Raw genomic sequence first — 13141 nt, forward strand, 5'->3', positions numbered from 1 at the left:
CTCAACGACCGCCCCCGCATGACCCTGAACTGGGCCACCCCCGGTGAGAAAATGACCCAGCTCCTCGGTGTTGCAACCACCGGTTGAGCCCGCCGGTGAGGACGGGAAGTGTCCAAGATCTACGCGATTGGCGCGACGTGGTCCGCGCCTGCACCCGGCTCGGCTACGAACTGGGCCACGTCGTCTCTCGCCGCGAATCGTCGAACGAATGGTGGTCTGATCTTGGCGCGAGCATGGGGCGGTGCGCAGCGGCACCGCCCCACGATTGGCCAGGGGTTACTGCCAGGAACTCTGTTGGGTGTAGACGAGGTTGCCGGGAACCACAGTGCCGTTCGTGCGGTACTCGGTGTACGCCCAGAAGTCGCCCTCGGGCAGCGGCTTGTTGGGCTTGAGCGTGAAGTTGAGGCCCTGACCGCGCTCCGAGGTGGAGGGCAGCGTCAGCTCAGCTCCCGCGTACGTGGCGTTGCGGCCGATGATGGCGTGGCCCACCTCGAAGTCGACGACCGGGCCGCCGGGGTACTGCGCGAACACGTACGCCGTGTAGCGCCCCGGCTCGGGCAGGAACTTGTACGCCTGCTCGGCGCTGGTCCAGAACCTGTCACTGCTGTAGACGAGGGTGTCGCCCTTGTACAGGTACAGGTCGAGGTTCGTGTTCGGGTCAGCGGTGTTGGCCTCGACGACGATGCCGGCGGTGTTGGCCGGCACCGTGAAGTCGATCTTCTTCACTCCGGTGGCTCCCGGGTCGAACACGCCGCCGTAGACGCCGGCCGGCATCGAGTACGACGTACGCCGCATCGGGGTGTACCCGGTGCTGCGACCGGCGAGCGGCCCGGTGAAGCCCGGCTGGAGATTGCCGAAGGCGCCGTTGGTCATCCGGCCGAACTCCTCCCCGTCGTCGGCGTACGGCCGGGGGGTGATACCCCACGGGCGGGCGGCGACCGGAATCCGGGCGCTGTGCGCCTTGCCCTGCCAGGTGATCGCACCGGTCACGTACCGGTCCCACGGGGCACTGCCCCGACGGAGCGTGATGGTCACCGTCGCGGACTTGCCGGGCGCCAGCGTCACCGACGCCGGTGACACGGTGGCCCTCATGCCGGGCAGTCCGGACACCGACGAGCGGAAGGTCTCCTTCGTCTCACCCACGTTGGTCAGCGTGCGGGTGACGGTGACCGGTTGGGTGCCGTCGTACTCGCGCAGCGAGATGGCCGGAAGGTTGAGTTCCTTGCCGTCGGGCTGGGTCGTCTCGCTGAAGGTGACGAGGTCCGCCGCCGTCGGCTCGATGACAAGTCCCGGATCCTTGGCCCCGGCCAGGTTGATGAAACCGCTGCCCTGCTCCAGCGGGTTGCTGGTGCCGACGGTGTCGGTGGCGGTGGTGCGCAGCGCCGAGGCGACAGCGCCGGGTGACCACTTCGGGTGGGTGGCGCGCAGGATCGCCGCCGCGCCGGCCACGTAGGGCGATGCCATCGAGGTGCCCGAGTACGCGTCGTAGCTCCGTCCGAAGTTACCGGCCGGCGAAACCGCGGCGATGATGTCGGACCCCGGCGCGACCAGGTCCGGCTTGAAGACGCCGAGGGTCACCTTGTCCGGTCCGGTGGAGGAGAAGTCCGCCACGCTGGGGATGCCCGGGACGCTGGAGCCGTCACCGCCGGTGCGCAACGACGCGGTCGCGTCGGTGGGGTGGCGCATCAGATAGTTGAACAGCGTGCCGGCCTGCTTCTCGGTCGGCAGGTAGACCACCGGGAAGTTGAAGATGGAGTTGATCCGGTAGTTGCCGACCGGGTCGAACACCACCATCGCCGCCCCGCCCTTGGCCTTGATCTCGGCGGCGGAGCCGAACATGTCGTACAGCGCACAGGCGACCACCTTGCCCTTGATCTTGGCTGGGTCGAGGCTGCCCGGCTCACAGTAGACCGCGCCCAGGTCGGGCGAGCCGGCCTGGTCACCGAAGACCATCGGCAGCGCGCCGACACCGGGCAACGCGTCCAACGAGCCGCCGACCAGCTTGGTGCCGTCGCCCAGCTTGACGGTGGCCTCGTCGCGCTTGGTCACCGCCGCGCCGACCGTGGTCACCCACGGCGCCGCGTTGCTGATCGCCCCGCTCACGATGCCGGTGTTGCCCGCCGACGCCGCCACGAAGACCCCGGCCAGCGTGGCGTTGAGGAACGCGACACCGATCGGGGTGTTGGCCTCCCAGTCGCCGAGCTGGGATCCGATCGAGAAGTTCAGCACCTGCACGCCGTCGGCGACCGCCGCGTCGATGCCCGCGATGATGTCGGCGTCGTAGCCCATGCCGCCCCAGAGCACCTTGTAGACGGCGATCTGGGCGTCCGGCGCCACCCCGGAGACGGGACCGAAGTCGCGCCCGTCGATAGTGACGTTGGGCAGGGACAGGCCAGCTGCCGTGGACGCGGTGTGCGTACCGTGCCCGGCCATGTCGCGGGGGGAGAGCACCTCACCGTCGGGCACCGAGCCGCCGTAGGCCAGCCACGAGTCGGCGAAGTAACGAGCACCAACGATCTTGCCGTTGCAGTGCTCCGCCACGAAGGCGACACCGGTCTGGCAGGTGCCGCGCCAGGTCGCGGGGGCGGCCATCTTCTTGGCGAACGACGCGCTCTCCGGCCAGATGCCGGTGTCCAGGACGCCGATCACCATGCCCGCGCCCGTGCCGACGCCGGGCGTGACCGGTCGGCCGGCGGCGCGGTCCGTCGGTGCCGACTCCTGCGCGCCACTCGGGGTGGCGGACTTCGGGGTGGCAGCGGTCGCCGCAGGCGCGGAGGGTGGCGCCGAGGGGGTGCCGAGGGCCTGCGAAGCGGTGACGGCGCGGACGCGCTTGTCCGCCCGCAACGTGCTCACCTGCTGGGCGGTCAGCTTCGCCGAGAACCCGTTGAAGGCGGTGGTGTAGACGGCGTTGACCGTGACCCCGGCCGCGGCGGCGACGGCGCCCCGCTGCGCGTCGAGGTGCCGGCGGTACGCCTGCGACGGCGCCGACGTCACGTCCAGCCGGTTGCCCGCCGCCGGGCGGGTCCGGGCCAGACCGGAGACCCCACCGGTGTACGTGGTCAGCGGGTCTTCGGCCAGTTCGACCACGTACATGCCGGAGCCGGTCTCGTCGACGGCTGCCTTGGGGGTGGCCGCACGGTTGCCGCCGGGTCGGCGGTCGGCCCCGTCGGTCAGGGTGACCTTCCGGTCGGACCCGGCGGTGAAGTAGCCAGCGCTGCTGCCGTCGCCCGGTGAACCTGCGGGCGCCGCCGACGCCGCTCCCGCGACACCGGTGGTACCGGTGATGAGGGCGAGGACCAGCGTAGGTATCGCCAGTCTTCGCAGCCTGTTTCTGCTCGTGCCTGTAGCCACGAGGCTCCTTTCGGTTGCTCCCTTGTGGAGCTGTGTGATCGATCGCGACCCACCAGTGGGAGCGCTCCCCAACCCAAGTCCACGACGGTTAATCGAGGATTTGCACGGTGTTACGGAACGCCGGTACTGGCAAGATCACCGTACGCGCGGTAGGTGGTGTGCCGTCAATACCATGATCGAAAACATCGAACCTTTGGCCGGACCGCGTCAGGAGGACGGCGACCGCACGGCCGAGGTCAAAGCTCACCTCGCGGGTCGCATACGCCCCGTGCGGCTCCACAATGGTTGCAGGCCCGAACCATCTGGTTGTACGGTCGAACCATGCAGGCTGGTGAGCTCGACGCGGCGCAGGAGGCACTGATGCGGTTCGTCCGCAACTTCGGCCTCCATCAGCCCGACCAGACTCCCTGTGGGCAGCCGCTGCCGGTGTCGGAGGCACACGCCATGGTGGAGATCGCCCGGGAGGGGCAGCTCCGGCAGGTGGAGTTGGCTCGCCGGCTGCGACTGGAGAAGAGCAGCGTCAGCCGCCTGGTCACCAACCTGGTCAACCGGGGCTGGGTGCACCGGGAAGCAGCCGAGGGCGACGGTCGCGGTGTTCTGCTTCTGCTGACCGCTGCGGGCACCACTGCCGCCTCCCGGCAAGCCGACGCCCGCCGGGACCGGCTCACCGCCCTGCTCGATCGCGTCCCCGACGACCAGCGCTCGGCAGTGGTGCGTGCGCTCCAGACCCTCGCGGAGGCCACCGGTGAACCGTTCTGACCGCCCTCGTTCCCATCGGGCCCTGCTCCTGGCGGCCATCGCTGTCGCCGCGCTGAGCAGCGGCTGCGCAGACGAGTCCGCACCGTCGACACCGACAACGACCACCTCCGGTCGACAGGCCGACGTCGCCGAGCGAGGCGCGTCGGTCATGCCGTTCGACCTGGACCGCACCACGCACCGCTTCACCAGGACCGACACCGGCGGGGTGCAGACCGTCGTCGCCGACGACCCGCGGGACACCACTCAGATCACCCTTGTCCAACAGCATCTGACCGCGGAGGTCGAGCGGTTCCGGCGCGGCGACTTCAGCGATCCCGCCCGCATCCACGGCACCGGGATGCCCGGCCTGGCAACGCTTCGGGCACACGGCGGGCGGATCACCATCGAGTACGAGGCCATCTCCGACGGCGCACGCGCCACCTACACCACGAACGACGCGGGGCTTCGCGATGCCCTGCACCACTGGTTCGACGCCCAGGTCAGCGACCACGGCCCGCACGCCACCCGCTAGGCGCCACCGTGGGCCATTCGGGCCGCGCCTTCCCGGCGACGCCAGAGCACTGTGCAGGCCGCGGCAAGGGTCAGCCCGAGCAGCGGGGCGACGCCCACCCCGGCGAGCGTGCAGGCCACCGCGAGCAGCGCCGGCGGCACCCAACACCAGGCGGGCACGGTACGCGGGACACGACCGCGCCGGCGGGCCGCTGCCTCCACCGCCATCGGCACCACCAGCACCGGCAACGCGGCGGCCAGCAGTGTCAGCCAGGGCAGCACCAGACGGTCGAACCGCGCCACCGCCAGCACCCCACCGAACACCGCGACGAGCACCATCGCCGCCCGCGCCGGCAGGCGGGGAGCCAATCCCCGCAACGCCAGCGAACCCGAGTACGTGGTGGTCAGCGCCGCCGCGAAGACCGCCACCGCGACGAACAGATTCGCGTACGCGGCCAGCCCCGAACCGGCGGCGAGCAGCGCGACCACGTCGGCCGAGCCGGTCCGCAGCCACAGGCCGGCGCCGGCGAGCACCCCGAGCAGCGCCGGCCCGACCAGCAGCCCCACGCACCAGGCCAGGTCCCGTCGCCGGGCGAGGCCAACGCTGAAGTCCGGTGCGCGCAACGCGAACACCGCGGCGTACCCGATCAGCGCGGCGGCGTCGGCGAGTCCTCCGGCATCGAGGCGGACCGGCACGGCGGGTGGTGGCAGCACCGTCAGGCACCAGCCGACCAGCACCACCGCGCTGAGCGTGGTGACCACCGCGACCCGGTTGCCGAGTCGGGCCGGCGCCCAGGAGACGGCGAGGACGGCCACCTCCAGCAGCGCCGGCCCGGCCCAGCCCGGTAGGTGGGTCAGCGCGGCCAGCGAGGCTCCGCCGAGCCCGACGTTGAACCCGTTCCACCCGACCATCGACAGGGCAAGCACCGCCGCCAGCAGCAGCCGCGAGGTGTCCCCCAGGTACGCGGGCAACACCGCGGTCAACGTCCCGCCGTCACCGAGTGGCCGGCGCAGCCCGATCCGGCCCTGCCCCCAGAGCAGGGCCGCCATCAGCGCCCCGCCGACCAGCAGCCCGACCACCGGCACCGCGCCGCCGTGCCGGGCGGCCATCGCCGCGCCGAGCACCAGCGTGGCCGGTGCGGTGCCGATGCCCAGCCAGGCGCCGACCGCCGCCGGCCAGCGCCGTTCGGGAAGGTCAGACAACGTGGCGCAGGTAGCCGGCGATCGACGCGTCGAGCACCTCCGCGCCCGGATGCGCCCACACCTCGGCGGAGAAGACCTCCACCTCGATCGGTCCGACGTATCCGGCCGCGTCGACAGCCTCGCGCAGCCGGCGCAGCTCGATGCAGCCGTCGCCGGGCAGCGCACGGCCGAGCAGCACCCCCTCCGGCAGCGGGGTCACCCAGTCACAGACCTGGAACGCGGCGATCCGGGCGGCGGCCCGCGCGATCTGCGCGTACACCGTGTCGTCCCACCAGACGTGGTAAGCGTCCACGACCACGCCGACCACAACCGGGTCGAACCGCTCCGCGATGTCCAGCGCCTGGCCGAGGGTGGCGATCACGCACCGGTCGGCGGCGAACATCGGGTGCAGCGGCTCGATGGCCAGCCGCACCCCGGCGGCCTCGGCGTGCGGGGCCAGCTCACCGATCGCGTCGGCGACCCGACGCCGGGCGCCGTCGATGTCCCGACTACCGGCGGGCAGCCCACCGGAGACCAGCACCAGCTCCGGGGCCCCGAGGGCGGCGGCCTCCTCGATGGCCCGCAGGTTCTCCGCCCGCCAGTCGTCGGCGGCGAAGAACCCGCCCCGGCACAGCGACGTGACGGCGAGGCCGGCGTCGCGGACCAGCTTCGCCGAGCGGGCTAACCCGTACTCGGCCACCGGCTCCCGCCACAGACCGATGCCCGGTACGCCGGCCGCCACGCACCCGGCCACCACCTCGGGCAGGGGCCAGCGCTGGGCGGTGGCCTGGTTGAACGAGAAGCGCCGCAGCCGGTCGGCGCTGCCGCCCGCGAATTCGCCGCTCACTGGGCCACTCTTCGCTCGCGACTGCGGGGCTCGCAAAACCGGCTCACTCCTCGCGCTCACTGGGCCACTCTTCGCTCGCGACTGCGGGGTTCGCAAAACCGGCTCACTCCTCGCGCTCACTGGGCCACCCCCGCCACTGTGAACAGCGCTCGGGCGCGGGCGGCGGCCAAGTCGGCGTCGGGTAGCAGCCCGGCCGCGTCGGCCAGGGTGAGCAGGGTGGCCAGGTGCGCCGGGGACCGGCCGGACTGCGCGCCACCGATCATCGTGAAGTGCTCCTGGTGCCCGGCCAACCAGGCAAGGAACACGATGCCCGTCTTGTAGTGCCAGGTCGGCGCGGCGAACAGGTGCCGGGCCAGCGGCACGGTGGGCGCGAAGATCTCGTCGTACGCGGCCAGGTCCCCCCGGTCGAGGGCGGCCAGCGCGGCGGCGGCGGCCGGCGCGATGGCCGCGAACACCCCGAGCAGGGCGTCGGAGTGACCCACCTCGTCACCGCGGATCAGCTCCGGGTAGTGGAAGTCGTCGCCGGTGTAGAGGCGTACCCCGGCCGGCAGCCGGCGGCGCAACGCGATCTCCCGGTCGGCGTCCAGCAGCGACACCTTGATGCCATCCACACGGGACTGGTGCGCCTTGATCAGCTCGATCACCGTGTCGGCGGCCAGGTCCAGGTCGACAGCACCCCAGTAGCCGGTCAACGCCGGGTCGAACATCGGGCCCAACCAGTGCAGCACCACCGGTTCGTCGGTGGCGCTCAGCAGCTCGTCGTACACCCGCAGGTAGTCCTCCGGGCCGCGCGCGGCGGCGGCCAGGTGCCGGCTGCACATCAGCACCGGCCGGGCTCCGGCGGCGCGGACGTCGTCGAGCTGCTCGGCGTACGCGGCGGTGACCGCGGCCAGGGTGGCCGGGCCGATCGGCAGCTGGTCGGTGCCGACCCCGGCGACGATCCGCCCGCCCACCGCGCGGGCCTCGGCGGCGCTACGCCGGATCAGCTCCCGGGTGGCCGGATAGTCCAGCCCCATCCCCCGCTGGGCGGTGTCCATCGCCTCGGCGACCCCCAGCCCGTACGACCAGAGGTGCCGCCGGAAGGCGAGGGTGGTGTCCCAGTCCACCGCCGCCGGGGCGCCCGGCACGTTCTCCGCGCCCGGGTCGGCGACCACGTGCGCGGCGGCGTACGCGATCCGGCTGGTCGCCGGCGCGGCCGGCCGGGCGAAGCCACTCCCCCCGGCCAGTTGGTGCCGGCGTCCACCGGGCAACATCACGGCCGCGGTCATGAGTTCAGCTCCGGCACCTCGACACGACAGCCCTCGCGGGCCGAGCGCAGCCCCAGCTCGGCGAGTTGCACGCCGCGCGCGCCGGCCAGGAAGTCCCACCGGAACGGCTCGCCGGCCACCACGTGCCGCAGGTACGCCTCCCACTGCACCTTGAAGCCGTTGTCGAACTCCTCGTTGTCGGGCACCTCGGCCCACTGGGCGCGGAAGTCCTCGGTGGCCGGCAGGTCCGGGTTCCAGACCGGCTTCGGAGTGACCGCCCGGTGTTGCACCCGGCAGTTGCGCAGGCCGGCGATCGCGCTGCCCTCGACGCCGTCGACCTGGAACTCCACCAGCTCGTCGCGGTACACCCGCACGGCCCAGGACGAGTTGATCTGCGCGATCACCCCGCCGTCGAGTTCGAAGGTGGCGTACGCGGCGTCGTCGGCGGTGGCCGGGTAGGGCTGGCCGGTCTCGTCGACCCGTTCGGGCACGTGGGTGGCGGTCACGCAGGACACGGCAGTGACCCGGCCGAACAGTTCCTCCAGCACGTAGTGCCAGTGCGGGAACATATCGACGACGATGCCGCCGCCGTCCTCGGCCCGGTAGTTCCAGGACGGCCGCTGGGCGGGCTGCCAGTCGCCCTCGAAGACCCAGTACCCGAACTCGCCGCGCACCGAGAGGATCCGGCCGAAGAAGCCGCCGTCGATGAGGCGCTTGAGCTTGCGCAGACCGGGCAGGAAGAGCTTGTCCTGCACCACACCGGTGCGTACGCCGGCCGCGTCGGCCGCCCGGGCCAGGTCGAGCGCGGCCGCGGTGTCCTCGGCCAGGGGCTTCTCGGTGTAGATGTGCTTGCCCGCCTCGATGGCCTGCCGGATCGCCTTCTCCCGCTGCTGGGTGACCTGCGCGTCGAAGTAGATCTCGACGTCGTCGCGGGCCAGCGCCGACGTGAGGTCGGTGGTCCAGTCGGTCAGCCCGTGCCGCTCGGCGAGTTCCCGGAGCTTCGTCTCGTTGCGTCCGACCAGGACCGGTTCCGGCCAGATGGTGGTGCCGTCGGCCAACGCCACACCGCCGGATTCGCGGATGGCCAGCAGCGACCGGACGAGGTGCTGCCGGTAGCCCATCCGTCCGGTCACACCGTTGACGATGATGCCGATCGACCTGCGGGTCATGGTGTTCCTTCCGTCGTGCTGGTCGTGCCGATCCGCGCTCAGTGGTTGGCGGCCGCGCTGCCGAGCAACCCACGCAGGTCGGTGGCGAGCCGGTCGAAGCGGGGATCCGACATCACCTGCGCGTAGTCGCGGTGCGCCGGCAGCTCGACCGGGAAGGTGCGGATGATCCGGCCGGGCCGGGGACTCATCACCACGACCCGGGTGCCGAGGAAGACCGCCTCGGCGATGGAGTGGGTGACCAGCACCACAGTGGTCCCGGTTTCCCGCCAGATCCGGTGCAGTTCGGCGTTCATCTGCTCCCGGGTCAGCGCGTCCAGGGCGCCGAACGGTTCGTCCATGAGCAGCACCGGCGGGGAGTGCAGCAGCGCGCGGCAGAGCGCCACCCGCTGCTGCATGCCCCCGGACAACTCGTGTGGCAGAGCCTTCTCGAAGCCGGTCAGGCCGGTCATCTCGATCAGTTCGTCGGCGCGGCGGGCGGCCTGCGCCCGGTCCATGCCGCGCATCTCGGCCTGGAGCAGGACGTTGGCCCGGGCGCCGCGCCACTCCAGCAACGCGGCCTTCTGGAAGACGAAGCCGATCTCCTTCTGCGGGCCGCGCACCGGGCGCTGCAGCAGCGACACCTCGCCGCTGGTCGGCTTGACCAGCCCCGCGACGATCTTCAGGAGGGTGGACTTGCCGCAGCCGGACGGACCGACGATCGTGACGAACTCGCCCGGCTCGATGTCCAGCGACACGTCGTCCAACGCGGTGGTCTGCGACCGTCTGGTGGTGAACCGGACGGTCAGCCCGGACATCCCGATGGCGGTGCCGGTGGCTGCCGGCGCGGCGGTCACCGGGGTCACCCCTGCGCCGCGTACGAGGAGTCCCAGTACGCGCTGGGCGCGCCCGGGTCCTTCAGCTCGGCGTAGCGCGACATCAGGTCGATGGTCTCGGTCCACTGCGCCTCGGTGTTCACCCCGGGCGGGCCGTCGGCGCCGATCAGCGGCATGTTGAGCGTGAGCTGCTTGGTGAGCACCTCGGGCGCCGGCTCGTTCTCGGCCAGGGCCACCATCGCGTTCACCGCGCCGGCCGGGTCCCGGGCTGCGTCGGCCCAGGACTTCTGGGTGGCGCGGACGAACTTGCGGGCCAGCTCCGGGTCCTTCTGCAGGGTCTGGGTGTTGGCGATCAGACCGGTGCCGAGCAGGTTCATCCCGTAGTCGGCGAAGAGCAGCACGTCGACCTTCTTGCCGGTCTTGCTCTCGATGGTGGGCGCCTGGTCGTGGAAGAAGCCCATGATGGCGTCGACCTTGCCCTCGGCGAGCGCGGCGATCTTGCCGGCGGCGTCGACGTTCACCACCTTGACGTCGTCCTTCTTGAGGCCGTTCTTCTCCAGCCAGGCCGGGAAGGTCGCGTAGAGGGCGTCACCGGGGGTGCCGCCGACGGTCTTGCCCTTGAGGTCGGCCGGGGTCTTGATGTTCTCCTCGGTGAAGAACTCCACCGACGAGGGGCCCTTCTCCAGGTACGCGCCGAGGCTGCGCACCGGCATCCCGCTGGCCACCGACTTGAGCAGCACCGGGCTGTCCGCCCAGCCGAAGTCGGTCTGTTTCTGGGCGACCTGCTTGACGGTGTTGCCCGAGCCGTTGCCGGGCAGGATCTTCAGGTCGATGCCCTCGGCGGAGTAGTAGCCCTTCTGCAGGCCGTAGTAGAAGGGGGCGTGTTCGCCGTAGGGCACCCAGTTGAGGGTGAGGGTGACCTGCGTGCTGCCGTCGGCGTTGGTGCTGCCGGCGGGGTCGTCCCCACCGCAGCCGCTCGCGGCGAACAGCAGTGCGGCGGTGGCCAGGATGGTGGTGGCGGTGCGTTTCATCGGTGCCTCCGTGATGGGGTCGGTCAGGAGGTGGTGAGGGACACGCCGGCCCGGCGGCTGGCGTGCCACGGAATGAGCAGTGCCTCGGCGATCTCGACCAGGACGAACAGGACGATGCCGATGGCGGACATCAGGATCAGGTCGGCGAACAGCAGCGGGGCGTCGAGGTTGCCGTTGGCCAGCAACAGGACGTAGCCGAGCCCTTCGCTGGCGCCGACGAACTCACCGACCACGGCACCGACCACGGCGAGGGTGACGGCCACCTTCAGGCCGGCCATCAGGTGCGGCAACGCGTTCGGGAAGCGGATCTTGCGGAAGGTGCGCCACGGCCCGGCGCCCATCGTGGCGGCGAGGTCGAGCAGCTCCGGGTCGGTGGAGCGCAGCCCGGCCACCCCGGAGATGACCACAGGGAAGAACGCGATGAGCACCGCCAGGATGATCTTCGGGGTGAGGCCGAGGCCGAACCAGACCACCAGCAGCGGCGCGATGGCGATCTTCGGGATGACCTGTGCGAACAGGACGATCGGGTAGAGCGCCTTGTCCAGGGTGCGGGAGTAGGCGATGGCGACAGCGGTGACCAGACCCAACGCGGCGGCCAGCACGAAGCCGAGCACCGTCTCGTAGAGGGTGACCAGTGTGTGCCGGGCCAACTCGGACCACTGAGTGGTCATCGTCTCCCAGACCTGCACGGGGGTGGGCACCAGGTAGTTCGGGACGTACTCGCGGGCCGCCACGAACCACCAGGCGGCGAAGAAGACCGCGAGCACCAGCGCCGGGCGCCAGAGTGAGTCGGCGAAGGCCACCGCCCGGCGACCGAGCGTCGGGCGTGGTGGGCGGCCGCCGCCGGGTGACTGTCCCACCATCGTGGACGGACCCACGCCGACGGTTTCCGACGCACCGACGCCGCCGGGGGTGGAAGCGGCTGCCTGCGCACCGCTCGCCTTGTCGGTGGCGGCCTGCCGGCCCGCCGTGTCCAAAGAGTTCTCGGTCACGCGGAACCTCCTCGGGGCCCGGCACGGCGCTCGTCGAGCGGGCCGGTCGGCGGATCAGGCAAACGCTTTCCTGGAGCGTAGGCGGCACCCTCACGCCGGGCAAGGCCTTTCCTCGATCTAATCCTCGATTGCCGGGCCCAGCGGTCCAACCTGGATTCGACGGCGCGAATGCGGACCGTCAGCCGGCCGCCGGGTAGGTGTCGAGGAGGCCGCACATGCCCAACCGGCCGCGCTCGACCGGCTCGGCCACCGCGTACACCCCGGCCTCGCCCAGGTGCCCGGGATCCCCCCGCTCCAGGGCGTCCAGCTGCCCAGCCGTGTCGGCGGCAGCGCGACCGGCGCCGGTCTCCCACCGCTGTCGCCACCGCGCCAGCAACGGCTGACGCAGGGCGATCGCGGCGGCGTGGAACGCGGCCAGCGCCGCCGGCCCACCGGCCCGCAGCGTCTGGAAGCCGCTCACCGCCAGATCCCGCCTGCGGTACGCGGCGTGCACGTCCGCGCCCGGCGCTCCCCCGTCGGGCAACGCCGCCGCCGCGGCGTACGCGGCCGGGTCGGCCAGCACCTCGGGCGGGAAGGTCAGCACCGCGTCGCCGGCCTCGGGCAGGCCGCTGTTCTGCATCAGCACCACGATGCTCAGCCCTCCCCCGTTGACCAGGCGGTGCACGGTGCCCGGCTCGAACCAGACCACCGCCCCCGGTCGCAGCGGCGTCTCCCGGAAACCGGCGGTGGTGAGGGTCTGCACCGCGCCCTCGCCGTCGGTCACCGCGTACCCCTCGGTGCAGCACAGGTGCACGTGTGGGGTGCCGCCGACCAGGCCGTCCGAGGCCACTGTGTCGTAGACGCGCAGCCGGGACACCCCGATCCCGCCGGGCAGCGGCGCCGACCGATCAGGCATCGAAGTACTCGTCGGTGTCGTCCGCGGCCGGCAGGGACACCAGCAGCACGGTGAGGTCCCCGATGGCCCGGTGCCGGCAGCCCGGCTTGATCAGGAACGCGGACATCGGCCGGGCGGGATGACGTACCCCGTCCAGCTCGATCTCGCCCTCACCGGCGAGCACGACGTAGTACTCGGTGGCGACCCGGTGGTGGTGGGTCACGGCGTCCTGCACCTGGAGCAGATGCACGCTGGCCTGGCCCTCGCTCTCGGCGATGAAACCCCGGCGGGTGGTCCCGCACGAGCAGCGCCGGGCGGGAAGGTCGTCGAGTTGAAGTACCGCGAACCGATCGGACATGGCCGGGCCTCCCTGCGGGAAAGGGCTTTC

The 13141-nt window shown here is 71.7% G+C and carries 12 protein-coding genes; 2 read left to right on the plus strand and 10 right to left on the minus strand.

All coding sequences use genetic code 11. The features are described from left to right. Positions 1-276 precede the first annotated feature (276 nt). Positions 277-3351 carry a S8 family serine peptidase gene (locus ABZU74_RS31795; protein WP_355431749.1) on the minus strand — a complete coding sequence of 1025 codons (3075 nt, stop codon included), beginning with the start codon at positions 3349-3351 and terminating at the stop codon, positions 277-279. 321 nt (positions 3352-3672) lie between these two features. Between ABZU74_RS31795 and ABZU74_RS31800 the strand changes: the two genes are divergently transcribed. Both ABZU74_RS31800 and ABZU74_RS31805 read left to right on the plus strand, forming a co-directional pair. Continuing rightward, positions 3673-4110: a MarR family transcriptional regulator gene (locus ABZU74_RS31800; protein WP_355431751.1), complete on the plus strand. Its 438-nt coding sequence runs from the start codon at positions 3673-3675 to the stop codon at positions 4108-4110. Next, positions 4097-4621 carry a hypothetical protein gene (locus ABZU74_RS31805; RefSeq protein WP_355431754.1) on the plus strand — a complete coding sequence of 175 codons (525 nt, stop codon included), beginning with the start codon at positions 4097-4099 and terminating at the stop codon, positions 4619-4621. Before ABZU74_RS31800 ends, ABZU74_RS31805 begins: the two co-directional genes overlap by 14 nt. On the opposite strand, the gene ABZU74_RS31810 is transcribed toward ABZU74_RS31805, so the two are convergent. The 9 genes from ABZU74_RS31810 to ABZU74_RS31850 all read right to left on the minus strand — a co-directional run bounded on the left by ABZU74_RS31810 (position 4618) and on the right by ABZU74_RS31850 (position 13111). After that, the gene (locus tag ABZU74_RS31810; RefSeq protein WP_355431757.1) at positions 4618-5802 is read right to left on the minus strand and encodes a hypothetical protein; all 1185 of its coding nucleotides are present in this window, start codon (positions 5800-5802) and stop codon (positions 4618-4620) included. The genes ABZU74_RS31805 and ABZU74_RS31810 overlap by 4 nt on opposite strands. Beyond that, positions 5795-6628: a sugar phosphate isomerase/epimerase family protein gene (locus ABZU74_RS31815; RefSeq protein ID WP_355431760.1), complete on the minus strand. Its 834-nt coding sequence runs from the start codon at positions 6626-6628 to the stop codon at positions 5795-5797. Before ABZU74_RS31815 ends, ABZU74_RS31810 begins: the two co-directional genes overlap by 8 nt. Before the next feature lie 116 nt (positions 6629-6744). Then, the gene (locus tag ABZU74_RS31820; protein WP_355431763.1) at positions 6745-7896 is read right to left on the minus strand and encodes a dihydrodipicolinate synthase family protein; all 1152 of its coding nucleotides are present in this window, start codon (positions 7894-7896) and stop codon (positions 6745-6747) included. Further along, positions 7893-9044: a Gfo/Idh/MocA family oxidoreductase gene (locus ABZU74_RS31825; protein WP_355431765.1), complete on the minus strand. Its 1152-nt coding sequence runs from the start codon at positions 9042-9044 to the stop codon at positions 7893-7895. Before ABZU74_RS31825 ends, ABZU74_RS31820 begins: the two co-directional genes overlap by 4 nt. A gap of 38 nt (positions 9045-9082) precedes the next feature. Continuing rightward, positions 9083-9838 carry an ABC transporter ATP-binding protein gene (locus ABZU74_RS31830; protein WP_355431841.1) on the minus strand — a complete coding sequence of 252 codons (756 nt, stop codon included), beginning with the start codon at positions 9836-9838 and terminating at the stop codon, positions 9083-9085. A 44-nt stretch (positions 9839-9882) separates the two neighbouring features. Next, positions 9883-10887, minus strand: coding sequence for an ABC transporter substrate-binding protein (locus ABZU74_RS31835; RefSeq protein WP_355431768.1), 1005 nt, complete (start codon positions 10885-10887; stop codon positions 9883-9885). 23 nt (positions 10888-10910) lie between these two features. Further along, positions 10911-11879 (minus strand): ABC transporter permease, encoded by a 969-nt coding sequence (locus ABZU74_RS31840; protein ID WP_355431771.1) that lies wholly within the window; start codon positions 11877-11879, stop codon positions 10911-10913. Between the two features lie 178 nt (positions 11880-12057). Then, positions 12058-12774 carry a cupin gene (locus ABZU74_RS31845; RefSeq protein WP_355431774.1) on the minus strand — a complete coding sequence of 239 codons (717 nt, stop codon included), beginning with the start codon at positions 12772-12774 and terminating at the stop codon, positions 12058-12060. After that, positions 12767-13111, minus strand: coding sequence for a cupin domain-containing protein (locus ABZU74_RS31850; RefSeq protein WP_355431777.1), 345 nt, complete (start codon positions 13109-13111; stop codon positions 12767-12769). Before ABZU74_RS31850 ends, ABZU74_RS31845 begins: the two co-directional genes overlap by 8 nt. Positions 13112-13141: the final 30 nt, after the last annotated feature.

This window comes from Micromonospora sp. NPDC005171 (assembly GCF_040608575.1).
Lineage (GTDB): Bacteria > Actinomycetota > Actinomycetes > Mycobacteriales > Micromonosporaceae > Micromonospora.

Excerpts from the sequence above, each read along its gene's own strand:
- ABZU74_RS31850 (WP_355431777.1), bottom strand. The coding sequence starts at position 13,111 with ATGTCCGATCGGTTCGCGGTACTTCAACTCGACGACCTTCCCGCCCGG.
- ABZU74_RS31830 (WP_355431841.1), bottom strand. The coding sequence starts at position 9,838 with ATGTCCGGGCTGACCGTCCGGTTCACCACCAGACGGTCGCAGACCACC.
- ABZU74_RS31845 (WP_355431774.1), bottom strand. The coding sequence starts at position 12,774 with ATGCCTGATCGGTCGGCGCCGCTGCCCGGCGGGATCGGGGTGTCCCGG.
- ABZU74_RS31820 (WP_355431763.1), bottom strand. The coding sequence starts at position 7,896 with ATGACCGCGGCCGTGATGTTGCCCGGTGGACGCCGGCACCAACTGGCC.
- ABZU74_RS31800 (WP_355431751.1), top strand. The coding sequence starts at position 3,673 with ATGCAGGCTGGTGAGCTCGACGCGGCGCAGGAGGCACTGATGCGGTTC.
- ABZU74_RS31835 (WP_355431768.1), bottom strand. The coding sequence starts at position 10,887 with ATGAAACGCACCGCCACCACCATCCTGGCCACCGCCGCACTGCTGTTC.
- ABZU74_RS31825 (WP_355431765.1), bottom strand. The coding sequence starts at position 9,044 with ATGACCCGCAGGTCGATCGGCATCATCGTCAACGGTGTGACCGGACGG.